At 41.2% G+C, this 25,187-nt stretch carries 21 protein-coding genes; 7 read left to right on the top strand and 14 right to left on the bottom strand.

Going from position 1 to position 25,187, the window contains the following annotated elements; genetic code table 11:
• Positions 1-263: 263 nt before the first annotated feature.
• Both G3341_RS03295 and mak read right to left on the bottom strand, forming a co-directional pair.
• Entirely contained in the window at positions 264-2,213 is a 1,950-nt protein-coding gene (locus tag G3341_RS03295) for a bifunctional 2',3'-cyclic-nucleotide 2'-phosphodiesterase/3'-nucleotidase (protein WP_163860698.1), read from the bottom strand.
• Between the two features lie 215 nt (positions 2,214-2,428).
• Positions 2,429-3,334, bottom strand: coding sequence for a fructokinase (gene mak, locus G3341_RS03290; protein ID WP_154622315.1), 906 nt, complete (start codon positions 3,332-3,334; stop codon positions 2,429-2,431).
• Positions 3,335-3,530: 196 nt separating this feature from the next.
• On the opposite strand from mak, the gene rdgC reads away from it, so the two are divergent.
• Entirely contained in the window at positions 3,531-4,436 is a 906-nt protein-coding gene (rdgC, locus tag G3341_RS03285) for a recombination-associated protein RdgC (RefSeq protein ID WP_163860697.1), read from the top strand.
• A gap of 226 nt (positions 4,437-4,662) precedes the next feature.
• Complete coding sequence (locus tag G3341_RS03280; protein ID WP_154622317.1) at positions 4,663-5,178, top strand: GNAT family N-acetyltransferase; 516 nt, start codon at positions 4,663-4,665, stop codon at positions 5,176-5,178.
• A gap of 196 nt (positions 5,179-5,374) precedes the next feature.
• Here G3341_RS03280 and yedF read toward each other — a convergent pair whose 3' ends face one another.
• The 3 genes from yedF to G3341_RS03265 form a co-directional block, all read right to left on the bottom strand.
• Positions 5,375-5,614, bottom strand: coding sequence for a sulfurtransferase-like selenium metabolism protein YedF (gene yedF / locus G3341_RS03275; protein ID WP_004926886.1), 240 nt, complete (start codon positions 5,612-5,614; stop codon positions 5,375-5,377).
• Positions 5,611-6,825, bottom strand: coding sequence for a selenium metabolism membrane protein YedE/FdhT (gene yedE / locus G3341_RS03270; protein WP_154622318.1), 1,215 nt, complete (start codon positions 6,823-6,825; stop codon positions 5,611-5,613). Before yedE ends, yedF begins: the two co-directional genes overlap by 4 nt.
• Before the next feature lie 1,667 nt (positions 6,826-8,492).
• Positions 8,493-8,684: a hypothetical protein gene (locus tag G3341_RS03265; protein WP_163860696.1), complete on the bottom strand. Its 192-nt coding sequence runs from the start codon at positions 8,682-8,684 to the stop codon at positions 8,493-8,495.
• Between the two features lie 514 nt (positions 8,685-9,198).
• On the opposite strand from G3341_RS03265, the gene G3341_RS03260 reads away from it, so the two are divergent.
• Positions 9,199-10,089: an alpha/beta fold hydrolase gene (locus tag G3341_RS03260; protein WP_163860695.1), complete on the top strand. Its 891-nt coding sequence runs from the start codon at positions 9,199-9,201 to the stop codon at positions 10,087-10,089.
• A 381-nt stretch (positions 10,090-10,470) separates the two neighbouring features.
• Here the strand turns inward: G3341_RS03260 and exbD are convergent, their stop codons facing one another.
• Positions 10,471-10,896 carry a TonB system transport protein ExbD gene (gene exbD / locus G3341_RS03255; RefSeq protein ID WP_154622415.1) on the bottom strand — a complete coding sequence of 142 codons (426 nt, stop codon included), beginning with the start codon at positions 10,894-10,896 and terminating at the stop codon, positions 10,471-10,473.
• Positions 10,897-10,901: 5 nt separating this feature from the next.
• Positions 10,902-11,837: a tonB-system energizer ExbB gene (gene exbB, locus G3341_RS03250; protein WP_154622416.1), complete on the bottom strand. Its 936-nt coding sequence runs from the start codon at positions 11,835-11,837 to the stop codon at positions 10,902-10,904.
• Positions 11,838-12,197: 360 nt separating this feature from the next.
• Here exbB and metC point away from each other — a divergent pair, with 360 nt between their 5' ends.
• Together metC and G3341_RS03240 are read left to right on the top strand one after the other, a co-directional pair.
• Positions 12,198-13,385: a cystathionine beta-lyase gene (gene metC, locus G3341_RS03245; RefSeq protein WP_163860694.1), complete on the top strand. Its 1,188-nt coding sequence runs from the start codon at positions 12,198-12,200 to the stop codon at positions 13,383-13,385.
• Between the two features lie 167 nt (positions 13,386-13,552).
• Complete coding sequence (locus tag G3341_RS03240; RefSeq protein WP_154622418.1) at positions 13,553-14,224, top strand: DedA family protein; 672 nt, start codon at positions 13,553-13,555, stop codon at positions 14,222-14,224.
• A gap of 43 nt (positions 14,225-14,267) precedes the next feature.
• On the opposite strand, the gene G3341_RS03235 is transcribed toward G3341_RS03240, so the two are convergent.
• Positions 14,268-15,296 carry a MerR family transcriptional regulator gene (locus G3341_RS03235; protein ID WP_154622419.1) on the bottom strand — a complete coding sequence of 343 codons (1,029 nt, stop codon included), beginning with the start codon at positions 15,294-15,296 and terminating at the stop codon, positions 14,268-14,270.
• A 171-nt stretch (positions 15,297-15,467) separates the two neighbouring features.
• On the opposite strand from G3341_RS03235, the gene G3341_RS03230 reads away from it, so the two are divergent.
• A complete protein-coding gene (locus G3341_RS03230) occupies positions 15,468-15,869 on the top strand; it encodes a hypothetical protein (RefSeq protein ID WP_154622420.1) in 402 nt (133 codons plus the stop codon).
• 66 nt (positions 15,870-15,935) lie between these two features.
• On the opposite strand, the gene carB is transcribed toward G3341_RS03230, so the two are convergent.
• From carB to dapB, 3 genes are all read right to left on the bottom strand, one after another.
• The gene (gene carB / locus G3341_RS03225; protein WP_154622421.1) at positions 15,936-19,157 is read right to left on the bottom strand and encodes a carbamoyl-phosphate synthase large subunit; all 3,222 of its coding nucleotides are present in this window, start codon (positions 19,155-19,157) and stop codon (positions 15,936-15,938) included.
• A gap of 14 nt (positions 19,158-19,171) precedes the next feature.
• Positions 19,172-20,335, bottom strand: a complete 1,164-nt coding sequence (gene carA, locus G3341_RS03220) for a glutamine-hydrolyzing carbamoyl-phosphate synthase small subunit (RefSeq protein ID WP_167520909.1) — start codon at positions 20,333-20,335, stop codon at positions 19,172-19,174.
• A gap of 446 nt (positions 20,336-20,781) precedes the next feature.
• On the bottom strand, positions 20,782-21,603 hold the full coding sequence (gene dapB / locus G3341_RS03215) for a 4-hydroxy-tetrahydrodipicolinate reductase (RefSeq protein WP_163860692.1): 822 nt from the start codon (positions 21,601-21,603) through the stop codon (positions 20,782-20,784).
• A 299-nt stretch (positions 21,604-21,902) separates the two neighbouring features.
• On the opposite strand from dapB, the gene G3341_RS03210 reads away from it, so the two are divergent.
• Positions 21,903-22,928, top strand: a complete 1,026-nt coding sequence (locus G3341_RS03210; protein WP_163860691.1) for a TerC/Alx family metal homeostasis membrane protein — start codon at positions 21,903-21,905, stop codon at positions 22,926-22,928.
• 70 nt (positions 22,929-22,998) lie between these two features.
• On the opposite strand, the gene G3341_RS03205 is transcribed toward G3341_RS03210, so the two are convergent.
• The 3 genes from G3341_RS03205 to fkpB form a co-directional block, all read right to left on the bottom strand.
• Positions 22,999-23,658: an HAD family hydrolase gene (locus G3341_RS03205; RefSeq protein WP_247046870.1), complete on the bottom strand. Its 660-nt coding sequence runs from the start codon at positions 23,656-23,658 to the stop codon at positions 22,999-23,001.
• A gap of 86 nt (positions 23,659-23,744) precedes the next feature.
• Positions 23,745-24,698 carry a 4-hydroxy-3-methylbut-2-enyl diphosphate reductase gene (gene ispH / locus G3341_RS03200; protein WP_154622425.1) on the bottom strand — a complete coding sequence of 318 codons (954 nt, stop codon included), beginning with the start codon at positions 24,696-24,698 and terminating at the stop codon, positions 23,745-23,747.
• Entirely contained in the window at positions 24,679-25,149 is a 471-nt protein-coding gene (gene fkpB, locus G3341_RS03195) for an FKBP-type peptidyl-prolyl cis-trans isomerase (protein ID WP_154622426.1), read from the bottom strand. The genes ispH and fkpB overlap by 20 nt, the downstream gene beginning before the upstream one ends.
• Positions 25,150-25,187: the final 38 nt, after the last annotated feature.

Raw genomic sequence — 25,187 nt, 5'->3', positions numbered from 1 at the left:
ATTTATCTATAAACAACATGAACAAAATTACGTTATTCATTTTTATTTGGATATAATATGTATGACAATGCATAATTAGACTAACCATTTTGTCGTATATCAATATTTAGTTACCAAGTTTGTATGACTCAGTTAGTTTATTTGAATGTTCTTCTTTTTATTGAGCAAACAAAAATATTAACCCCCTATTATTAAATCCAGTTTAATAATAAAGGGGGTTTTGATGATTAGTTTTTAATAATAATACTAAAATCGATACTTAGTTATTTACCATTTAAATTAATTTTGTAAATAGCAAAACCAATATCATCATTTCCTACTTTTTCTAAAGGATACTGTGCCGTCTGTTGAATAAATTTTGCGGCTTTATCACTTTGAGATGTTTCAAAACGAATATCGAGTGCTTTATCACTTTTAATCGGTAAGAAAGACCAATTATTATCGGCTTTACTTTTCACCTCACCTTGTTCTTTGGAAATTTTAGCAATGTAAGATGCCAATACTGAACGATTTTCATCTGGGGAAGCGAATGCGATATGGTTATCACCTGTACCTGCAAACTTACCGCCGTATGCACGATAGTTATTGGTTGCGACTAAGAAAGTGGCCTTTGGATCAATGGGTTTGCCTTGATAAGTAACATTTTTGATCCTATTAGCCTGTGAATTAACTGGTTGGCAATCTACGTCATATTTTGCAGGTTCGGTAAGATCGATTTGGTAATTAATCCCGCTGATAGTATCAAAGTTATAAGTTCTGAATCCTTCCCAATTGATCAAGTTTTGAGGTGAGGTTGATTGAGGGTCAATACGGTTAAACATCCCAGCGGAACATTCTAGCCACTCAACGACTTCGGCGCCTGTTGCCTTCACTACGACTAAAGTATTTGGATATAGATACAAGTCAGCCGCATTGCGGAAAGTAAGGTCCCCTTTTTCAACCTCAACAAATTCATCTGGCGCATTTTTACGACCACCAACTTTAAATGGCGCGGCGGCAGAAAGTACAGGAAGATCCGCTAAATCAGGGTCACCTTGAATATAATGCTTTGTATAATCAGTTTGAGCATCATTGACAATCTGTACCGTCGGATCACTCTGTACTAATGCCAAATAGCTATACATGTTATCAGAAGCTTTACCGATCATTTTCCCCACAAATTGACGTGTATCGTTGTGAGGCTTATCGATAATTTTAGCCAACTCGTCATCTCGTTCGACTAGCGGTTTTTTATTGGCTTTGTCGTAGACAGGGCGGGCATGAGCATTTGCTTTAAGCACTTCCCAACGTCCTTTATCATTGCTTAACACCAAGTCAACGACGCCAAGGTGATCCCCCCACTGACCAGGCATAACGGCAGGGATACCATTAACGGTTCCTTTTTCAATATCAACGCCTTTGATATTTTCAAAATCTTTACTTGGGAATACACCGTGAGAGTGACCAAACATAATGGCATCGATACCCGGCACTTCACTGAGATAGTAAACGGAGTTCTCTGCCATCGCTTTATATGGCTCTTGTGAAAAGCCTGAATGCGGAATTGCCACAACCAAGTCCGCCCCTTCCTTTTTCATCTGAGGCACAAATTTTTTCGCGGTCTCAGTGATATCATTGACGGTCACCTTGCCTGTCAGGTTTGGCTTATCCCAAATCATAATTTGTGGAGGAACAAAGCCAATATAACCGATTTTTAAATTATGACGCTTACCGTCTCGATCCTTAACGGGCGTATCAACAATAATATAAGGTGTGAAGTAATTTTCGCCTGTCTTAGCATCAATAATATTTGCGTTAACATAAGGGAACTTAGCCCCTGCAATCGCCTTTTTAAGATAGTCTAAGCCAAAGTTAAACTCATGATTACCAAAGTTACCGACGGTATATCCCATCGTATTCATCAGGCTATGAGCTGGGTGAGACTCTCCATTTTCAAGCCCTTTGGCCGCCATATAATCTGCTAAAGGGCTACCTTGAATCAGGTCACCGTTATCCACTAATACCGCATTCGTCACCTCGCCTTTTGCGGCTTTAATTAAACTTGCTGTTCGTACTAAACCAAATTGCTCAGTCGGCTTATCCTTATAGTAATCAAAATCAATCAAATTACTATGTATGTCGGAAGTTTCCATCACACGTAAATCGACTGTCGCGGCATTGACATTCAATGTCACGAACAATGCTAAAGCAGATAATTTAAAAATGTTATTCACCGTAATTCCCCTTACGTTGATTGATGTAAAATAATCGTTGCCAGTGCTGTGTGCCAAAATAGGGCTAGCACATCTTCATACTTGTCGATAGGCTAACCAGTTCGTATTTCGATAAGTGATAATCAACAATGCCCTTCTTATAAATTGAAGTCACCGTTTATCTTAATTAGACGTGTTTAATTCTAGATAAGTCACAGAATAAATGACGATAGTCACTACTTAGGCCAAAGCCACGCGGCGCCTCGGACACCGCTTGAGTCACCATGAATCGCTTGTCGAATCGGCGTATCGCATTCACGACCAAATACCCAATTTTTCACTCGTGTAGGCAATGAGTGATATAACCCCTCAACATTACTCATTCCACCACCTAAAACAATCACGTCAGGGTCTAACATATTAATGGCTTGTGCTAATGCCCTAGCTAGACGAGATTGGTAGTTATCCATTGCCGTTATGGCATGTGGGTCACCTGCTTTCATCAATGTGATAATGTCAGCGCCTGTTTTCGTATCGCCGGAGAGCTTGCGATAATCCGCCATAAACCCAGTACCGGATACAAACTGTTCAGTACAACCTGTTAATCCGCAATAACATTGCTCGTCTTGCAAAAACGCGAAGTCTTGACTGTTCTGCCAAGGTAATGGGTTATGCCCCCACTCTCCTGCAACGCCATTTCCCCCTGAATGCACTTGTCCATTAATTGCGATACCCGCTCCACATCCGGTACCAATAATCACAGCAAATACAACAGGCGCGCCTTTTCCGGCGCCATCCACCGCCTCTGAGACAGCAAGGCAATTAGCGTCATTGGCAACTTTAACTGGCCTTTCAAGGATATTCGCGAGGTCGGCATCAAAAAATTGGCCATTAAGCCAAGTGGAATTGGCATTTTTCACTTTTCCAGTGACAGGGGATAAGGTGCCTGGGATACCGACCCCTACGCGACCTCTCTTTCCTGTTGCCATTTCTGCGTCATTCACTAATCCCGCAATCGCATCTAATGTTGCACGATAATTACCTCTAGGCGTTGCAACTCGCTTCCTAAAAAGTGTGTCACCATTATCTTCCAATGCAATCACTTCAATTTTGGTGCCACCAAGGTCAATGCCAATTCTCATCTTCACCCTCACTGCTTAGCTGTTTTCTGTATCATTGCCTGTATACATTATCAATTTCAAGCGATTAGCTATAAAATTGAGGCCTAATAACATAACAAATGATGCATAAAAGCATTTTTTTTCGCTAAATAATCGACAATTCGTTATCATAGCCACCGGCTAAAATAGGTCATCCATCAACAAAGGTAGGTTTTTCATGTGGTTCAAGAATATATTGGTCTATCGTCTGAATCGTGATTTGGCGCTAAGTGCTGACGATCTAGAGAGACAACTTGCCCCTCTCGCCTATCATCCATGTGGTAGCCAAGACATGATGAAAACAGGCTGGGTGTCACCTATGAAAGGCTCAGATTCACTGACCCATGCTGCTGGCAATCAAATTCTGATTTGTGCTAAAAAAGAAGAAAAAATGTTGCCTTCCCCTGTGATCAAGCAAGAATTACAAGAAAAAATTGAAAAGCTTGAAGCCGACCAAGGGCGAAAACTGAAAAAAACGGAAAAAGACGCGCTTAAAGACGAAGTCGTCCACTCTTTATTGCCTAGAGCATTCAGCAAATACAATAAAACCTATATATGGATTGATACGGTCAATCAACTCATCATCGTTGACGCTGCTAGTGCCAAACGTGCTGAAGATAATTTAGCCTTGCTCCGTAAAAGTTTAGGCTCATTACCTGTTGTACCATTAACATTCAAAGATCCTATTGAGTTGACTTTAACCGAGTGGATCCGCTCAGGCTCACTTCCTCAAGGCTTTGCTGTTATGGATGAAGCTGAATTAAAAGCGCTCTTAGAAGAAGGCGGTATCATTCGCTGTAAAAAGCAAGAGCTCATTTCAGATGAAATTGCGACACATATTGAAGCCGGAAAGCTAGTCACCAAATTGGCTTTAGATTGGGAAGAGCGCATTCAGTTTATGCTATCTGATGATGGCTCTCTGAAAAGGCTAAAATTCAGTGATACATTAAAAGAACAAAACGATGATATCGGTAAAGAAGATTATGCCCAACGTTTTGACGCCGATTATATCCTAATGACTGGGGAACTCAGTGCGCTCATTGCACGCCTTATTGATGTTCTTGGTGGTGAAGCAGAGCATTAATCGACGCCATATCAACTGATGGCATCACATATCACACTGTGTTGCCATCACTTTTTAGACCTCGCTAACATTGCCATCATTAAGTCATTGACTGCCTACCGAATCTCTGGTGAATTGAATTACATCTTGATAACAAAATAGCTGACATTTTTATTTGTTAAAAAAAATAATTAAACAAATAATGCAAGCTATTGAATAAGGTTAAACATTAATCGCAGGAATTGCTATGAAAGAGCACATCGAACCGGAAGTGGATGAACATTCACTTGTCACACTGCAAAAAATAACGGCAGATAATTTTTCTGAAATTTGCCTGCTCAGCCATACACTGAGTGAAGCGCAACGCAGCATGGTGGCAGATAATGCCTACTCCATTGTTGAAGCTCAGTTTTCAGACTGTGCGTGGTATCGCGGCATTTATGCTGATGATGTCCCTGTGGGTTTTATTATGTTGCATTCAGGGTTAGACGATGATGAGCTTGAATATGATGGAATTATGCTATGGCGTTTTATGATAGCTGAACCTTATCAAAAACTTGGATTTGGTCGTGAAGCCTTAATCCAAGTGATCCGCTATTTAAAAAAGAAAGGCTATCCACGACTTTATAATAGTTGTGGTGAAGGTGAAGAAAGCCCATTTGAATTCTATAAGAAACTTGGCTTTATCCCGACGGGGGATTATGTCGATGATGAGTGTGAATTAGTGCTTGATTTAACTAGCTGGCAGGAAGAGTCGTCATAAGCGAATGCGCGATGAATAACCTAACTCAGAATACTTATAATCTCAGTGTGAGGGAGTCAAAAACTGAAGTCAGCAGTGCGAGGTCTCAATAATTCGCGTTGCAGCAAGGCCGCCTACCCGTGGTAACCCTAGTCACACCTATAAATAGATGGCTAGGGTCACAAAGCAACCTACAACGCTGCAACTTGAAGTATGGCTATTTTTGGATTAAATAGCGAATAGTCGGTCCATCCTGTTGTATGTCCAGCACGGTATAACCATAATTTTTCGCATCTAAAGGAATATTATTGATGGATTGTGGGCAATCACTGACCACTTCCAATATTTCCCCTTTTTTTAGCGATGGCATGGCTTCTAACGTCGCGACAGCTGGGTAGGGACAAGGTTCTCCCACCATATCTAATCGATAATCTGGAATGATTTCTTTATGGCTCATACAACCTCCGCTGATGCTGCAACCTGTTTTTGCCCGCGCTTACGGAAAAAGTACTTTTCCCACACCAGCATTAAGATAAACGCTATTGCTAATAATAAATAAGTCACCGCTAACCCACCTTGTGGGCCGAAGGTTTCCAATAAGTTCACTTTATCAAAGTCGGTTGCCAACCAAGGGCCTAAATCATCCCAATAGTAGGCAAGGATCGTGGCTCCGATTATGTTGCCAAAACCGACCCACCAATAGTGAACTTGTCCTTCAACGGCACGATACATCCATCCCGTTTCACACCCTCCTGCTAGCACGATACCGAATCCAAATAATAACCCACCGATGACGGCGTTAGGTCCTGCCCATAAAATTTTTGGCGTTGCACCTAATTGTACATAGCTAAAAATACCTATTGCACTTACGGCCATACCTATAATGATCGCCTTTGCCATATGGGTTCTTCCAGTGATCCATAAATCACGAAAAGCGGAAGTAAAACAAATTTGAGCTCGTTCAATCAGCAAACCAAAACCGATACCGCATAAGATAGCAATGCCTAATACAGGAGAATCCCATAAGGTATAGAAGCCCCATGCGATCGCTAAGGAAAAGATTATCATGCCTAACTTAAAGCGTTTTTTGGCAACATCTGCTCGCTGAGTGAGTGGTGAAGCAGCCGATACTTTTTTCAGATTAATTGGGATCCTAAACATTGGCATTAAAGTGAATTTCGCACCAAAGTAAGATCCTGCCGCCGTTGCAATGGCAAAATACCATGCATGCAGCGAGAACTGGGGAATGCCTGTAAAGAATGCGGCTAAATTACATCCCATTGCTAAACGTGCCCCAAAACCAGCAATGATGCCACCAATAATCGCTTGAAAAATACGAATACGATGTTGTGGCATACGTAATTTAACGTTATTTGCCCATAATGCTGCTGCAAAACAACCAGCAAACATCCCGATAATCATAACGCCATCGATTCTCTCTAATGGGCTACCCGATAAACCGATCACTTTAAAATATCCCCAGTTTTCAGGTTCGGCCCCAAATAACTGTAGAATATGTCCACCCCAACGGGTAAATTCACCTGTGACGGCCCAAAATGTTCCTGTTAATCCAAAGTAGTATGTCGATAAGATACCCGCAGCAATAACTGCCGGTAGAGGTTTCCAAAAACGGATGAGATAGTGAGATTTAAACTCAGACCAAGTCATTTTAACTTCCAAATCATTCGCGCCAGTACCTGGCAGAGAATTCCGCTGTTGTATTGTATGCACACTATCCCTTAAAGCTACGCCAGCAGCAGTAAGAAAATAACGCCTCGTCCCCACAGCAGATATGGATCACATCATACTCCGATAATTGAATTCGTGAAGTGATATGTTACAAATAATTTGCACTACTTATAGGCCTGCACGCGTTCGATTTTTGCGACTTGAAACCACTTTTCAACAAGTGACATAGCGCTTCATGGACACGCCGATGCCATCGCCTTCAGTGAGTCATCAATATAGCAGACAACAGATTAATAATAGCTACCCTGTTGTTTTATATGTATATTTTAAGAAAAAAAAAGCGTTATCAGAGATAACGCAGGAATGTGTAGTCTTATTTTATCTATAATAGAGGAGTATAATATGAAATTGCCGTGTTACCGGCGTTGCATGCTATGCGTAGTCTGAAGTCAGCCCATTTGACCTCAGTAATAACATTTATCTACTTAAAAAAACGATTCATTGATAAGTCAAAAAATAGTGCTATATAAATCATTTTTATAAACTCAAGATATCAATCTTATTTTATTTTTCCCTAGTTTGGCGAATAGAAATAAAAAAATTGAATCATGAAAAGTGTTTAAAAGTATTTCTAAATGTTATTGAAGGCATTATAACCCAACATAATTGTTGCGCAAGTGTTTTTTTCATTTAACTTAAATTTTGTGGGAGTCATATTTTTTATATTTAAATCAATAGGTTATATAAATTAATTTCAAAATAAAAAAATAAATATATATTTTTAAAAATAATTTACATAATTATCCATTTCTTGAAAATGTTACAAAGCTAATTATTCAATTAACTCTTCTTATATAGATAATAGTTTTAAATTTAATTGTTAGATTTATTTATCCATATATCATCATGTGCACAAATATTAATCTAATTTATTTTATTACTTATTCTACTTGATAACACTTGTCATGGATAAATATAGTGAATATCAAAAATAATAAGAGTAGATTTTTTTTAGTCATAAAAAACATAAGGTTACAATATTGCCATAAAGACTAATAATCAGCCAATAATAAAAACTTAAGTGTTATCACTTAAATTTAAACAAAGCTAAATAACCTCATAATAAAGATATAGTTTATTTTTAATAATCACTTAGTGAAAAATCGAACCAAAAAATGAGATTTAATACACAAAAAAAGACACTCATCTCAATATTTAACTTGTTATAAAGCTGGAGTATTAATTCAAAAAACTAATCGTTACTCGCAATACGTTATGCGTGTTAACAGAAAAAATAGCTTAGTTTTTTGCTCCTCTATCACTCCCAAATCGCTCTACCTTGCCAATACTCGTCAAATAATGATAAGAACTGGCTAACTTTGGGAGGCAGATAGCGCTTTGTGGGGTATAACGCACAAATAAAAAATTCAGGTTTGCAAAATTCGTTTAGAGCAGGAAGCAAACACCCTTTTTTAATCTCCTCCTGGCAAGAAAAGCCCCTAGTTGGCAAATACCCTGTCCCTCAATCAAAGCAGATAAAATGGCCTCAGTATCATTTAAAACCAAACGACCTTTAGGCATATATGATTGTAAATTTGAATTAATTTTAAATTGCCATGGAACGTTATATCCCTTATGTCGAAAAATTAGTCAGTTATGGTATTTAGTGGTTGTAAGTCCTCTGGCATACCATGTTCTTGTATGTAATGAGGTTTAGCACAAGTTATCAGACGATGCGGAGCGAGTACTTTTCTAACTAAACGATTGTCATCATTAAAATCGATATCGACCTCCACTTCTGCCCATCGTTCTAAATAACATCGCACTATTGGCATCATAAAACGTTTTCCGAATGCAACAGGTACTGTCGACCTTAGTAACCCTTTTGGTCGCTGCTGCCCTTGACCCAATATATTTGCAATTTCGTATAATATTTTAAGTCTGGAGGAGCAACAGTGATCATATGGGGTGTTGCTTATGGTGGTGTTTCCGCCACCTTAATGACATGGATGATAGTGCATAGTTTCACCCTATCGAAATTACAGGTTCCTTATACATTTCATTTTTTAATGCGGGTATTGCACTAGGTTCTGCTTTAGGCGGTGTCGTTGTTCTATTAAATAGCTTAGATACAAATCTTATTGTTTCTGCATTGTTATTCGTCAGCGTCCTTTTGATATTACTAACTCACATCGTCAAAAAGGCCATTAACTAAAAATATTATCCTGATTTAAAAGATGACTACGATAGAGTTTACCTTTAATTCTTGATAATCTTTACTCATTATTATGGCTAGTATTTTCAGTGAAATTACGGCATAAGCAGTACAAAATTCACAAAATTGGAAATAAAATGATAACAAACGCTGAAACAGTACTTTTTTATGATTCATTTGGCATTCCCAAAAACCCTGCTGTCGTACTAATTCCTGGTTTAGGGGGGCATAATATTAGCTGGACGGATGACTTTTGCCAGCAAGTTGCCGATGCGGGTTTTTATATCTTGCGTATTGATAATCGAGATGCCGGTTTATCCCCCCATTTGGATAACTTTCCCTCTATTAATCTCGGCGCACTCATTGAAAAAATGCAAAATAAGGAACAATTTGCTATTCCTTATACTTTGCTAGATATGGCTGAGGATATTGTCCAATTACTCAATAAGTTATCTATTAATAAAGCGCATATTATTGGACGCTCAATGGGAGGAATGATCGCGCAACTGGTTGCGGCTAAATACCCTGAACGTACATTATCCCTCTGCGCAATTATGTCATCAACAGGTAACCCAGAGCTCCCACAAAGTGAGCCTGATGTCATGCAGATGCTCATTAGCCCAAGTGCCAACCCTCAAGAAAATTTAGACGCTTATTTATCTGGGCAACTGGCATTTTTCCAGCGGGTTAGTTCTTCGATCTGCCCATTCGATGAAAACTATTACCGTGACTATTTGCTACAGGCTCTGAAACGCAACTATTCACCTGAAGGCACTAAACGCCAAATTGTCGCGGTTGCTGTAACTGGCGATCTGCGACCTTATATTCAGCACATTGACACACCAACTTTAGTTATTCATGGCTCTATTGATCCGCTATTTCCGTTAGCTGCTGGCCAAGATATTGCTAATAATATTGCTAATGCAAAACTAGTCATTATTGAGGGTATGGGTCATGAAACGCCCCCTCTACTCAATCCAAAAATTGCGGATCTCATTATTGCTCATTTACATGAGGCAACGAATTAACTATCCAGTGTATAAATAAGGCTCTAACAGAGCCTTATTACCATTCCTCCTTCACCTTATTTCTTATACGGTAGGTAAATAGGGTTGGTAGTTGCTAAGATAAAAAGCGGTGGGTGAGTATCGTGATGTTGGATAAGGACTCGTTGTGAGCTTTAAGCTTAACCGTCATGTGATAGCTGATATGATAAAAACATCATACTGATAGCGCTGCCAACGGGTTAATAACCCTGTCAGATGCAAGCAGCACGTCAAAAATGACCATTACGCATAATGAAAATCAGTTTATGGTGTTCGCTTGATAGCACAAAGCGGGAAAATCACGTTTTCCCGCTTTGTTAGCAATCTCAGTTCATTGCATTTTGAAGGATGCCTACTCATTGATTATTTAGGAGATGCGGCTTCCATCCCAACTAAACCAATTTTTAGATACCCTGACTGACGTAATGCATTCATCACATCCATCATCGTTTCATAATCAACACTTTTATCCGCTTGGAAGAAGATCGTGGTTTCTTTATTCGCATTCGTTGCGATATCAAGTGATGATGCTAATTGCTCTTTGCTAACAGCTTGGTCACCAATAAATAGTTGGCTATCCGCTTTTACCGTGAGGAATACCGGTTTCTCTGGGCGCGGTTGCGGTTTCGCTGTCGAAGCAGGCAAGTCAACTTTGATATCTACTGTTGCTAGTGGTGCAGCAACCATGAAGATAATCAGCAGGACTAACATAACATCAATAAATGGTGTTACGTTAATCTCGTGCATTTCACCACTATCGTCTTGTTCGTCACCTAAACGCATTGCCATAATCGTTACCTTGCTTTGCTATTTGCCAGATCCAGATCGCGGCCTAAGAGTAGAGCAGCTTGGGCAGCTACATCACCAACTTGGCCACGGTAGTTATTAATCATTCTGGCGAAAATGTTATAAATAACAACCGCTGGAATTGCGGCGATCAAACCGATTGCTGTCGCTAATAGTGCTTCTGCAATCCCTGGAGCAACAACAGCGAGGTTAGTGGTTTGTGAGTGAGCGATACCAATGAAGCTGTTCATGATCCCCCAAACAGTACCAAACAGTCCAACAAAGGGTGAGATGGCCCCTATTGTTGCTAAATAACCATTCCCGCGTCCCATATGGCGGCTAACCGCCGCAATAGAACGCTCAAGGCGGAACCCTGTGCGCTCCTTAATTCCAGCGAGATCCGTGCTTTGAGCTGACAATGTTCTTTCTAGAACCGCTTGCTTAAGCAGGAAAAGTGTTACGCTGTTCGACTTAAAGTCTTTAGCAACACTCATTGCTTCATCTAAAGATTTCACTTCTCTTAACTGTTTTACTTCAGCTTTTAAACGACGACGTGCCGCCAGCAGTTCTATTCCTTTGGAAAAGAATAACGCCCATGTGATAACTGACGCTAATACCAAACCAATCATAACGGTTTTCACAACATTATCGGCGTTTTGGTACATTCCCCAAACTGATAAGTCTTTATCAAAACCACCTTGGTTATCCGTAGTAATTTCAACACTTTCACTCACGGTCGGTGTTGTTGTATTTTCTGCCGTAGCTGGATTTTGTGTTTCCGGTGCATTATTTGCTGGCGTTGAAGACGATGGATTCGTTGTCGCAGGCGCCGCAGCGGCTGGTGTCGTTTGGGCAGACGTTGGGGTTGTTGCTGGTGTGGTTTCAGCACTTGCTGTTCCCATCAGGCCTATCGCCAATAGAATAGAAGCTGTTAGTTTACGCATCAGTTGGCCTTATACTCTCTTTTTCTGTGTTCTATTAATAAATTCGTGCCGATGATTTCACGCTCACCGACTAACCTATAAAAGCGAAATTCACTCGCCCAATTGTTCTCTTTTTTCAAAAGACGGTGCAGATAATATCAAACACAGCGCGAATTGATAGTAATTATCATTACTATTCAATATTTTTTTCGTATTCTTTGTCCTTTCACAAAAAAGCCCTTAATAAGAACAAGACTATTACGCACTGACATGAAAAAAAATCCGATTCAGTCTTTACGCTTGTACATCTTCAACAAAATCATTTAAGTTCAATGAATCTTTTTAGTTTCCTATCGCTCAGTACAAGTTAAAGGACTCAATATGGCAAAGATTAGACCTGAAACACAACTCGTGCATCTAGGCAGAAATCCGACTTATACGCAAAAAGGGGTTAACCCTATTATTCAGCGTACTTCCTCCGTCATCTTCAATACACTTGAAGAAAAGCAGCACGCGACGCGCAATAGGGCAAAATCGGTGCTTTTCTATGGTCGTCGAGGCACACAAACTCACTTTGCCTTCCAAGAAGCTATGACTGAGCTAGAATGTGGTGCAGGTGCCGTGTTGTATCCTTCTGGTGCCGCGGCGATCAACAATGCGATCTTATCCTTTATCTCCTCAGGCGATCACATACTAGTGACGGGTTCTGCTTATGATCCAACACAAAACTTTTGTGATAAGATCCTCACTAAATTCAATGTTGATACAGACTATTTCGACCCTATGATCGGGGCGAATATCGCTGAACTCATTCGCCCTAATACACGCATTGTTTTTCTCGAAGCGCCAAGCTCTATTACGATGGAAATCCATGATCTTCCCGCTATCGTGAACGCAGTTCGCCAGAAATCATCGGATATTATTATTATGATTGATAATACTTGGGCTGCTGGCGTATTACTGAAACCGCTTTTGTTAGGCATCGATATCTCAATACAATCCGCCACTAAATACATCAATGGCCATTCTGATGGCATGTTAGGTGTTGCGGTTGCCAATGAACGCTGTATCGATACCTTACGTGAAAACTCCTATTTACTCGGGCAAACTGCTGACCCTGATACGGTGTATATGGCGGGTCGGGGCTTACATACATTAGCCACTCGGCTAAAACAACATGAGGCAAATGGTCTCGCTATCGCTCAGTGGCTAGAACAACAGCCAGAAGTTGATCGTGTTTTCCATCCTGCTCTGCCTTCTTGTCCTGGACACACCTTTTTTGTACGTGATTTTAATGGCAGTAATGGCTTATTCTCTTTTCAATTAAAATCACGTTTATCTCAAGAACAGTTCGAGCGCTTTTTGAATCATCTTAACCATTTTAAGATGGGTTATTCGTGGGGTGGCTATGAATCACTGATTCTCGGATATCAAAAAGAAGATTTACTCGGTATGCGCCAATATGATGTCAATTTCAATGAAGGAACATTGTTCCGTATTCATGTTGGCCTTGAGCATCCTCAAGATTTAATTGAAGACCTAAAAAAAGCGTTTGAACGTAGCCTATAACTATTTTTCACACTTTCATGATGCTTATTTCTACATGAAAGTGTGCATATTCAACGCGGTTATTTATCCACTAATCTGCTTAATTTAGTAAACAAATCAAACTGGCTACGTTTTTTTCCTGTAATATAGAAAAGAATTCGCTTTTTCGCAGATAGACAGGAACTATTATGGAAGTACTACGCGAAATCGTACTGGCACTCTGGCATCACGATTTCCTTAAACTCTCCAATCCAGAAGTACTTTGGGTTATTTATACCGTTCTCTTCGTTGTCATTGTATTAGAAAATGGGGTACTCCCTGCCGCTTTTTTACCCGGTGACACCCTGTTAATTCTTTCGGGCGCCCTCATCGCAAAGGGTGTACTGCACTTTATTCCAACTGTTTTACTGCTCACAACAGCGGCAAGCCTCGGTTGCTGGCTCGGTTTTCTTCAAGGGCGATGGTTGAGTGAAACAAACGTTGTCAAACGTTGGTTATCGCAAATCCCTCAAGAATATCACCATAAAGCCAACCATATGTTTCATAAACAAGGGCTTTATGCTTTGCTGATTGGCCGATTTTTAGCTTTCGTGCGCACATTATTACCTGTATTAGCAGGGTTATCTGAGTTAAGCCATCGACGTTTTCAACTCTTTAATTGGCTAAGTGGATTGCTCTGGGTTGGTATTATTGTGACATTAGGCTATGTACTGAATCAGATCCCTTTTGTGAAACAACATGAGCAGATCGTTCTCAGTGCCCTCATGATCCTCCCTGTGCTTTTGTTGGTTGGCGGGCTCATAGGGTCAATTATGATGTATTGGAAACATCGTAAGGCCCTGAATAATAAGTCCGAATAATCAAAAAAACCGCCTCATCATGAGGCGGTAAATAATAAGAGGGTTATGCTTGAGTAAAAGAACGGGTTAAAGCCTCAAATAGGTACTGACCAATTTCAGGAGTCATCCAAGTTCCCTGTGAAATAACCGGATTTTCTCGATAGATTTGACGAATTTTCTCCTGTAGTTCAGGATCTCCTCCCGTAAATTGGTTAAACATCGTTAGCCATGTTTGTGCCAATGCCTGTACTTCTGGCGATTCTGGCGATATTCCTGCGTGTTTCGCAGTATATAGTCCAGCGATCAGCTCAGGCCATACTTTTCCTGATTCGAAATAATGTTCTTTCACAAAAGCAAATTGTGATGCTGTCAGATAAGGTTTAAAAATAGCCAACTGATGCTCACTAAAGCCTTTCGCGACATAGTCAATCATCTCTTCAGTAATACCGGATGACGCTGCAAATTCATTATCGGATAAATGAATTTTATTCAATCTTGCAAAAAACTCAGGGTTACCCCCAGTATCACGTTCTAGGGCAACCATCCACTCTGCTGATATTTGGCGTACTTGTTCAGAATCAACGGCAACACCTTCTTGCATAAGGCTTTTAACGGTTGCTACACGTTGCTGCCACGCTTGATTTTTTAGCGTCTGATCCGTATACAGAGGCATTTGTTCTAACTCTTTCGGTGTAAAATATTTGTCGTACATAGACATCATCTCCAAAATAGAAAACCAATCAGCCTGAGTGAGCACATTACCTGTCCGCATTTGTAATTGCAGTTGCTCTAGTCGATAGCGTAACTTCTCTGCCTGTTTTATTTGTTCAGAAAGAGAGCAAATACGCTCCTGAAGCATTTGCGCCATATCCCCACTCTGGCCATCTAAGATCTCACCGATGTCTTTAAGTTTAACGCCCACCTGTCTTAACATTTGAATTTGCGTCAAACGTTCGAGACACTGTACGTTATAGAGTCGATAACCCGCATCGGTTCTCGCAGTTGGAACTAATAATCCTATTTCTTCATAATGATGAAGCGTGCGAATGGTTAGCCCAGTTTTTTGTGCAATTTCACCCACTTGAAATAGCATATCAATCCTCCTGTGATGGATGTGCAGGTTAGTGCCTCACGTAACGTGAGAGTCAATCTTTTTTAAAAATAATTTTATCTGTTGGTGTATTTGGGATTCTCTTTATCTTCACAAACGCACTGATTATAATTTCTGCCGAATGACCCACATTGAATAATAATGGTGAAATTAATGAGCCTGAAAGCAATATTGATAGGATTGCTTTTACTACCTTCTACGCTGGTATTCGCAAATACTCTAGAGACGGGAGAACCAAGCACGCCAGGGTATGAGAAAGCAGAAGAAGCGAAAGCTTGCATTGACCAATACGCTTTTACGATCGCAAGTCACTACAATCAGCCTGCCAACCAAATCGCCGAGGCCGCACTGGGCTATTGTGATAATAAAATAGAATCATTTCGCCAATATAACCGAGAAATGAGTGTCGCTAATATCCCACAAAATGACCTACGAGAGTTATCGCTACGAGGCGCTGCGCTCTATGCCGCTGACCAACAATTCCATGATCTCAAACTTTCATGGATAAAAGATATTGAATACAAAATATTAAAGCACAGAAACGCGACGCAATAACGTTATACCAACAACAAAAAAGCCCTGTCACTTCAAGTACAGGGCTTTAAACTAAGTTGATTCGTCTTATTTAATCAACGCGTGCATTTCCTGAACTGAGATAACTTTCTCTGTAGGGTCAGCACTTAACGACATGGTTGTTGCAAAACCACCGTTTAACGTTGTGTCATAATGCACTTTATATTGTAATGCGCTACGACGGATTAATTTAGAATCTTCAATCGCTTGTCGGCCAGCCGTGGTGTTAACAATATAATCATATTCGCCATTTTTGATACGGTCTTGAATATGTGGGCGGCCTTCATGTACTTTATTTACCAAGCGTGGATTAATGCCTGCTTCCCCTAATACAATCGCTGTACCGTGAGTTGCATCGAGCTCAAAACCATGCTTCAGCAATTTAGCGGCTAAATCCACCACGCGAGTTTTGTCACCTTCACGAACGGATAACAATGCGCGACCTGATTTTTTCATCGTTGAGTTACTGCCTAACATCGCTTTAGCAAAGGCTTCCGCAAATGTACGACCAACCCCCATGACTTCACCCGTTGAACGCATCTCTGGCCCTAAAATAGGATCCACGCCTTGGAATTTATTGAAAGGTAAAACCACTTCTTTCACTGAATAGTAAGGAGGAATAATCTCTTTAGTCACACCTTGCTCTGTGAGTGATTGTCCAACCATGACACGAGCAGCCACTTTTGCCAAAGGAACGCCCGTCGCTTTAGATACAAACGGTACGGTTCGAGCAGCACGAGGGTTAACTTCTATTAGATAGACTTCGTTATTTTTGACTGCAAACTGTACGTTCATCAAACCACGAACACGCAATTCAAAGGCTAGGCTGCGTACTTGCTCACGCATCACATCTTGAATTTCTTGACTTAACGTATAAGCAGGTAGTGAACATGCGGAATCACCAGAGTGAACACCCGCTTGTTCGATATGCTCCATGATGCCGCCAATCAAAACGGTTTCGCCATCACAAATTGCATCGACATCGACTTCGACCGCATCATCAAGGAAACGGTCAAGTAACACAGGTGCATCGTTAGAAACGCTCACCGCCGTTTGGAAGTAACGACGTAAATCCGATTCATCATAAACAATTTCCATTGCACGACCACCGAGGACATAAGATGGGCGTACCACCAGCGGATAACCGATACCTGCTGCTTTTTCAATTGCTTGTTCGATCGTCACAACGGTCGCATTTTGCGGCTGTTTCAGATTCAAACGGTTAACGGCTTGCTGGAAACGTTCACGGTCTTCTGCTCGGTCAATCGCGTCTGGACTTGTTCCAATTACAGGGACACCAGCCGCTTCTAACGCACGAGCCAGTTTGAGTGGCGTTTGTCCACCATACTGAACAATCACCCCTTTAGGCTGTTCAATACGCACAATTTCCAGCACATCTTCTAATGTGACAGGCTCAAAATACAAGCGGTCTGACGTATCGTAGTCCGTTGAAACAGTTTCCGGATTACAGTTAACCATAATGGTTTCATAACCATCTTCACGCAGTGCTAATGAAGCATGAACACAGCAGTAGTCGAACTCAATCCCTTGACCAATCCTATTTGGACCGCCCCCCAGCACCATCACTTTTGGCTTATCTGTGTTCGGGTTCGATTCACACTCATCTTCATACGTGGAGTACATATAAGCCGTGTCCGTCGCAAACTCAGCCGCACAGGTATCAACACGCTTATAAACAGGATGTAGGCCATAACCTTGGCGTAATTTGCGTAATTCCGCTTCAGAGACACCAACCAGTTTCGCTAGTCGAGCATCCGCAAAACCTTTACGTTTAAGCACACGTAAAAAGTCTTTATTCAGCCCATTCACGCCTTGTTCGGTGACTTGTTCTTCTAAGCGAACCAACTCTTCGATTTGGACTAAGAACCAGCGGTCGATATTGGTTAAATTAAAGATCCCATCGACAGAAAGACCTGCACGGAAGGCATCTGCAATATACCAAATACGCTCAGCGCCAGCGTCTTTCAGTTCACGACGAATACGTGTTAACGCTTCTGGATCATCTTGACTGACTTTGGGATCAAAGCCCGTCGCACCGACTTCAAGGCCACGCAACGCTTTTTGCATAGACTCTTGGAATGTGCGTCCAATTGCCATGACCTCACCGACTGATTTCATCTGCGTTGTCAGACGGTCATTGGTACCCGCAAATTTTTCAAAATTAAAGCGAGGTATTTTTGTCACAACATAGTCAATAGAAGGTTCGAATGATGCCGGTGTACGGCCACCAGTAATATCATTCATGAGTTCATCGAGAGTATAGCCAACCGCAAGTTTGGCTGCGATTTTCGCGATAGGAAAACCTGTCGCCTTAGAAGCCAATGCAGAAGAACGTGACACACGAGGGTTCATTTCAATAACAATCAAGCGACCATTTTTGGGATTGACAGAGAACTGAACGTTAGATCCCCCTGTTTCAACACCAATTTCACGCAACACTGCCATCGATGCATCACGCATGATTTGGTATTCTTTATCCGTTAGCGTCTGTGCTGGTGCAACGGTAATTGAGTCACCGGTATGGATCCCCATTGCATCAAAGTTTTCAATCGAACAAACAATAATGCAGTTATCATTTTTATCACGTACAACTTCCATTTCGTACTCTTTCCAGCCAATCAGCGATTCATCAATGAGTAGCTCATTGGTTGGTGAGAGATCAAGACCACGCGTACAGATTTCTTCGAATTCTTCACGGTTGTAGGCAATCCCTCCACCGGTTCCCCCCATCGTAAATGAAGGACGAATAATACAAGGGAATCCGACATCTTCAGCCACTGCATAGGCTTCTTCCATATTGTGTGCGATACCTGAACGCGCCGTCTCTAAGCCAATTTTTTTCATTGCCTTATCAAAACGTTGGCGATCTTCCGCCTTATCAATCGCGTCCGCGGTTGCACCAATCATTGTCACACCGAACTCTTCTAATACACCTTTGCGCTCAAGCTCAAGTGCACAGTTAAGCGCCGTTTGCCCGCCCATAGTAGGCAAGACAGCATCAGGGCGTTCCTTTTCGATGATCTTACGCACAACTTCCCAATGAATCGGCTCAATATAGGTTGCATCGGCCATTTCAGGGTCAGTCATGATGGTGGCAGGGTTTGAGTTGACTAAAATCACGCGATAGCCTTCTTCGCGTAGTGCTTTACACGCTTGTGCACCTGAATAGTCAAATTCACATGCTTGGCCGATAACAATCGGGCCAGCCCCTAGAATCAGAATACTTTTTATATCTGTACGTTTTGGCATTTTTCTGCTCCCGATTATTTTGCGTTATGACGAGGTTGGTTCTGGCGATATTCATGAATCAATTCAATGAAGTGATCGAACAATTTAGCCGCATCATGAGGACCAGAACTTGCTTCAGGGTGCCCTTGGAAGCTGAAAGCAGGCTTATCTGTACGATGAATACCTTGCAGAGTGCCATCAAACAATGACTTGTGTGTCACGCGTAATGTATCGGGTAATGTTGACTCATCAACGGCAAAACCGTGGTTTTGCGCCGTGATCATCACGACATTCTGATCTAAATCTTTAACAGGATGGTTAGCACCGTGATGACCAAACTTCATTTTCATGGTGCTTGCACCGCTCGCAAGCGCCAGTAACTGATGTCCTAAGCAGATACCGAAAACAGGTATTTCTGTGTTTAAGAAATCTTGAATCACTTTGATAGCATAATCACAAGGCGCAGGGTCACCAGGTCCATTTGATAAGAAAATACCATCTGGATCCATCGCTAATACAACGTCCGCTGGAGTTGTTGCTGGCACGACAGTCAATCGACAACCGCGGTCAACTAGCATACGTAAAATATTACGCTTAGCCCCGAAATCATAGGCAACAACATGCAATGGCAGCTCATCTTCACTTTTTGCACTGAGTTGCCCGTCTTTTAACGTCCAAGAGCCTTGAGTCCAGCTGTAAGCCTCTTTGGTACAGACTTCTTTTGCTAAATCTAAACCGTTTAAACCCGAAAATGCGCGAGCTTTTTCTAATGCCAGTGCCGCATCAGGGTTATCCCCCGCGATAATACAGCCGTTTTGAGCACCTTTCTCTCTGAGTAAACGTGTCAGTTTACGCGTATCAATATCGGCAATCGCAACGACATTATGACGTTTCAGGTATTCTGATAGGCCTTCCTGACCGCGAAAGTTACTGTAAACCAATGGCAGATCACGAATTATCAAACCTTGTGCATGAACTTCTGGGGATTCTTCGTCATCGGCATTAGTGCCGACATTACCAATATGGGGATAGGTGAGAGTAACAATTTGGCGGGAATAGGAAGGGTCGGTAATTATTTCTTGATATCCGGTCATTGACGTATTGAAAACGACTTCTCCAACAGCGGCCCCTTCAGCACCAATGGCGCGCCCGTGGAATTCGGTTCCGTCTTCGAGAACCAGTATAGCTGACTTAATCAAAACACCCTCCAGGGAATAATAAATCACAATTAGTGCATATTAATTCAGATTTGAGGATCTAAATCAATGCCAAAATGCGTTTTTAAGCAAATTTTTGGCAAATTGCGCGCATTCTAATGATGAGATGGAGTCTTGTCTAGAAAAAAACACATTTTTTTCATTTTTTTCTTACTTTTTTGCTTATCAGCCTGATTTTTACTGGAATGAGCATTAAAACCAGCAGCCATAATAACAACGTAAACGGTTGCAAACTAAATTAACTGAATAAGTTATGGTAATACTGAAAGAAAGATAATAAAAGTTTATTTTTTAAACAAAAGACAGAAATTAAGGTAGGAAAACAGAGATAAACACAACAAATAAAACAAAATTGAATTATAGATTGCAAATCATAACACATCTAACAATAACATCATGATTTGCAATCAATATATAACACTATAAAACTACAAATCTTCCAGGTTAAGCACATCTTTCATGTTATATAACCCTGATTTTTGAGACACCACCCACCAAGAAGCTCTAATTGCCCCATTAGCAAAAGTCATTCGACTGGATGCCTTGTGAGTAATCTCCACACGCTCGCCAATATCTGCAAACATTGCAGTATGTTCTCCAACAATATCTCCCGCACGCACGGTCGCAAAACCAATTGTTCCTGCTTCACGTTCACCTGTATAGCCTTCTCGGGTATACACAGCACAATCCTTAAGGTCTTTACCCAGTGCGGTAGCGATCGATTCCCCCATTGCGAGTGCAGTCCCTGAAGGAGCATCAACTTTGTGTCGATGATGCGCTTCTATAATTTCAATATCGGTGTAATCTCCCATCACTTTCGCCGCTTTTTCTAGCAATTTCAGCACTAAGTTAACCCCAACACTAAAGTTTGCGGCAAAAACAATAGGGATAGATTTAGCGGCATCTGCTATCGCTTGTTTACCCTGTTCATCAAACCCCGTAGTCCCTATTACCATAGCTTTTTGATGTGTGCGACAAAATGCCAAATAACACAATGTTCCTTCAGGGCGAGTGAAATCAATCACAACATCAAAATCATTGACCACTTTATCCAAGCTATCAACAACAGAGATACCCAATTTACCCACTCCCGCGAGTTCACCCGCATCGGTTCCAATCAAAGATGAACCTTCTCGCTCAATTGCAGCACCTAACTGTATCCCCTCTTGATTCTGTGCAGCTTGAATCAGCTGGCGTCCCATACGCCCACCTGCACCAACAATTGCAACTCGTACCGTCGAATGCGTCATTTCATATCCTTTTTAGCCGTTTCGCTGTGATTGTATGGCTCGATAAGCCATCGCATCTTCTCACAGCATGGTCATTTGAAAAATCATTGTGACATAGCTTAACGAGCCTCTTGATACTGTGCTAGTTCTAATCATGAATTATTAACAAAAGCGTATAACAACGAGAAATTATCAGAAAAAGTTGTCACTCCTGTTTCGGCAAGACATGCTAAAAATGTGAGCTAGATAGAAAAATGGTTGTGCATCTTGTCATAACAGGATTAAGCTTATTAGGTAATTACCATTGTTTAGGGATTATTATGGTTTCCACACATATTGGCTTTCCCACAGAAACCGTTACGGTCTTTGTGATATTAGCCATCGCAGCGATTGCGATCGATTTATTCATGCACCGTTCCGACCGCCCCATTACACTCAAAAATGCCATTTTCTGGTCCCTTTTTTGGATTCTGATTGCGATGGCTTTTGCAGCATTCTTATATTTTCATCATGGCTCAGAAACCGCTAGTTTATTTATTACCGGCTACGTACTAGAAAAAGTCCTTTCTATAGATAACTTATTTTTAATGATGGCTATCTTTTCATGGTTCTCGGTACCAGATCATTATCGACATCGCATTTTGTACTGGGGAGTTATCGGGGCAATGGTCTTTCGAGGTATTTTTGTCGCCATCGGTACAGGACTTCTCAGCTTAGGGCCTTATGTTGAAATGATTTTTGCACTCGTTGTTGCATGGTCAGCTGTAATGATGCTAAAAAATCAAAAAGTGGAAGAGAAGATCGAAGATTACTCCCAACATCTTGCCTATCGTTTGGTTAAACGCTTTTTTCCTTTATGGCCTAAAATTCAAGGGCATGCTTTTTTACTCACCCAAAAAGAGGTCGATACTGAGCTCAGTAAACCTGAAAATAAAGACATCATGATAGGGAGAAACAGTAAAGCAACCTATTACGCGACTCCACTACTGTTGTGTGTCGCGATTATTGAATTATCGGATGTCATGTTTGCCTTTGATTCTGTGCCTGCAATTATTGCAGTCAGCCGTGAGCCATTAATTGTTTACAGCGCGATGATGTTTGCCATACTCGGTCTACGTACACTCTATTTTGTGCTTGAAGCACTAAAACAATATTTGGTCTATCTCGAAAAAGCCGTTGTCATACTGCTGTTTTTTATCGCAATTAAACTGGGCTTAAATGCAACAGATCACTTGTGGCAGCATGGCTATAGCATTTCAACAAACATGAGTTTATGGGTTGTGCTTGGTGTGTTAGCGTTAGGCGTGATGGCCAGTGTGCTATTGCCAAAGAAGAAGAAACTCTAGTGTAATCACTTTGAAGCAAAATTATCAGCCTGTTGAAAATGACTTCTCAATAGGCTGGTAAGTAGTGCCATTAATCTTTCGCGACTACCTGTCGGTGCTTGTAGTGATAATGCTTTTTATGGAAATGACGCCAATGCGCATCTTGAGCGGCTTGCAATAATTCAAAATCCCCACGAGTATCCCCCCAAGCGCGTAAATGATACTGGGTTAAATCACCATACACTTGTTCTAAGCGTTTAACTTTTTGTTCTCGACGACAGTTTTGTCCAACAAGGTTACCGGTTAATTTCCCATCGACAATTTCAAGTTCGGTACTAATCAGTTTTATTCCCAGTCTTCTGGCAAAAGGTTTAAGCACCAAAGAAGGGGAGGCAGAACAAATCGTCACCTCAGCACCGCTCTCTACTTCAGCGGCAACACCTAACACCCCTTCAGGGCGCATTAGTTTAGGCCAATAAATTTCACAAAATTGCTCTGCTTTTTCTCTCAGCCATTTTTCATCAACCCCAGTCAGAAAGGTTTTAATTAGCACTTCTTTTAATTCATCACGGGTAAGCTTTCTTCTCGCACATTGCAGAGTCGGTAAAACTAATTTAATAATCTTGCGAGAAAAACGGTATTTGCCAAAAACAAACTTCAAAAATGGAATAAAACTATCGTGGTACGTTAATGTGCCATCGAAATCAAAAACAGAGAGTACATTAACTGAATGGTCGGTATTATTAGACACGACTGAAGACTCCAAAACGATGCCTTCCTCTGAGCTGCTTTCAATCAGCAGATCAGAGGTATTATTAGTCGCTAAGGTCACTCGCCTTAGCTAATTTGTTTGACTTCAACACGTAGCTCTTTAGGCACTTCAAACACGATGTTTTCTTCACGGCCTTGTAGTTCCACTACCTCATTCGCACCAAGTTCTTGAAGCTTATCGATAACCTGACGAACTAGAATATCCGGCGCCGAAGCTCCCGCTGTTAAACCGATAATATTTTTATCAGATAGCCACTCAGTTTTAATATCTTCTGCGCCATCAATTAGATAAGCCGGCTTTTTCATCCGAGAGGCTAACTCTGCCAAGCGGTTTGAGTTCGATGAGTTTTTCGAGCCAACAACCAGCACAATGTCAGCACGTTCGGCAAGTTCACGGGCGGCTTCTTGTCGGTTAGTTGTCGCATAGCAAATATCATCTTTACGTGGTCCAACAATACTTGGAAAACGTTGTGTTAAAGCATCGATAACATCTGAGGTATCATCAACAGAAAGCGTTGTTTGCGTCATAAAACACAAGTTGTTTTCATCTTTCACTTGTAGTTTCCAAACATCTTCTGGGCACTCAACAAGGTACATTCCACCTTCAGGGTTGTTATACTGCCCCATGGTACCTTCAACTTCAGGATGACCTGCATGACCAATCAAGATGGCTTCTTTGCCTTTTCGGCTCGCACGCGCTACTTCCATATGCACTTTCGTGACCAATGGGCAGGTAGCATCAAATAGCATCGTTAAATCACGTGAACGTGCTTCTTGGCGGATCGCTTGTGAAACACCGTGAGCGGAAAAAATAAGGATAGAACCATCGGGTACTTCAGAGATCTCTTCAATAAAAATAGCACCGCGCTGACGTAGATCATCCACCACATAACGGTTATGAACCACTTCATGACGTACATAAATAGGGGCACCATAAAGCTCAAGTGCTCTTTCTACAATACTGATTGCGCGGTCTACCCCTGCACAAAAGCCACGAGGGTTAGCCATTAATATTTGCATTTTGACTCTCCAATTGCGGGTCAATTTCAAGTACTTCAATATCAAAAGTGATTTCTTGCTCTGCTAACGGGTGATTAAAATCAATAGTGACTGACTCACCTTCTATTGATTTTACTACCCCTGGCATTTCACTGCCATTCATTGCAGAAAAAAGCATAATAGTCCCTATCTCAGGTATCCCTGTTTCAGTGAAATCACGTAATGAAAAGTATTGAATTAAATCAGGATTATGCTTACCGAATACGGTATCTCCTGGCAAAGAAAAACTTTTCTTCTCACCGACATTTAGCCCCAATAGCTGCGCTTCTAACTCAGGAGAAAGCGAGCCATTACCTAAACTAAATAATGCAGGTTTCCCCTGACTAAGTGAAGAATCCGCCGTTGAACCATCTTCTAATTTCAAGGTGAAATGCAGTAATACGGCACTGTGCGGTTGTACCTGAGTAGACATAAATCGAACCTATTTTGCTATGATAAAAATCAGCCCGG

This window comes from Providencia vermicola, from assembly GCF_010748935.1.
Lineage (GTDB): Bacteria > Pseudomonadota > Gammaproteobacteria > Enterobacterales > Enterobacteriaceae > Providencia > Providencia zhejiangensis.
This window is presented reverse-complemented; position numbering and strand designations above follow the sequence as displayed.

What these genes read in the sequence shown, in the direction of transcription:
- dapB (WP_163860692.1), bottom strand. Translation starts at nt 21,603, where the DNA reads ATGACGCATTCGACGGTACGAGTTGCAATTGTTGGTGCAGGTGGGCGT.
- G3341_RS03235 (WP_154622419.1), bottom strand. Translation starts at nt 15,296, where the DNA reads ATGCTATTTCAAGTGGGTGAAATTGCACAAAAAACTGGGCTAACCATT.
- G3341_RS03230 (WP_154622420.1), top strand. Translation starts at nt 15,468, where the DNA reads ATGAGCCTGAAAGCAATATTGATAGGATTGCTTTTACTACCTTCTACG.
- fkpB (WP_154622426.1), bottom strand. Translation starts at nt 25,149, where the DNA reads ATGTCTACTCAGGTACAACCGCACAGTGCCGTATTACTGCATTTCACC.
- G3341_RS03265 (WP_163860696.1), bottom strand. Translation starts at nt 8,684, where the DNA reads ATGATGCCAATAGTGCGATGTTATTTAGAACGATGGGCAGAAGTGGAG.
- G3341_RS03240 (WP_154622418.1), top strand. Translation starts at nt 13,553, where the DNA reads ATGGAAGTACTACGCGAAATCGTACTGGCACTCTGGCATCACGATTTC.
- metC (WP_163860694.1), top strand. Translation starts at nt 12,198, where the DNA reads ATGGCAAAGATTAGACCTGAAACACAACTCGTGCATCTAGGCAGAAAT.
- G3341_RS03210 (WP_163860691.1), top strand. Translation starts at nt 21,903, where the DNA reads ATGGTTTCCACACATATTGGCTTTCCCACAGAAACCGTTACGGTCTTT.
- G3341_RS03280 (WP_154622317.1), top strand. Translation starts at nt 4,663, where the DNA reads ATGAAAGAGCACATCGAACCGGAAGTGGATGAACATTCACTTGTCACA.
- carB (WP_154622421.1), bottom strand. Translation starts at nt 19,157, where the DNA reads ATGCCAAAACGTACAGATATAAAAAGTATTCTGATTCTAGGGGCTGGC.
- ispH (WP_154622425.1), bottom strand. Translation starts at nt 24,698, where the DNA reads ATGCAAATATTAATGGCTAACCCTCGTGGCTTTTGTGCAGGGGTAGAC.
- exbD (WP_154622415.1), bottom strand. Translation starts at nt 10,896, where the DNA reads ATGGCAATGCGTTTAGGTGACGAACAAGACGATAGTGGTGAAATGCAC.
- G3341_RS03260 (WP_163860695.1), top strand. Translation starts at nt 9,199, where the DNA reads ATGATAACAAACGCTGAAACAGTACTTTTTTATGATTCATTTGGCATT.
- mak (WP_154622315.1), bottom strand. Translation starts at nt 3,334, where the DNA reads ATGAGAATTGGCATTGACCTTGGTGGCACCAAAATTGAAGTGATTGCA.
- yedF (WP_004926886.1), bottom strand. Translation starts at nt 5,614, where the DNA reads ATGAGCCATAAAGAAATCATTCCAGATTATCGATTAGATATGGTGGGA.
- rdgC (WP_163860697.1), top strand. Translation starts at nt 3,531, where the DNA reads ATGTGGTTCAAGAATATATTGGTCTATCGTCTGAATCGTGATTTGGCG.
- exbB (WP_154622416.1), bottom strand. Translation starts at nt 11,837, where the DNA reads ATGCGTAAACTAACAGCTTCTATTCTATTGGCGATAGGCCTGATGGGA.
- yedE (WP_154622318.1), bottom strand. Translation starts at nt 6,825, where the DNA reads ATGACTTGGTCTGAGTTTAAATCTCACTATCTCATCCGTTTTTGGAAA.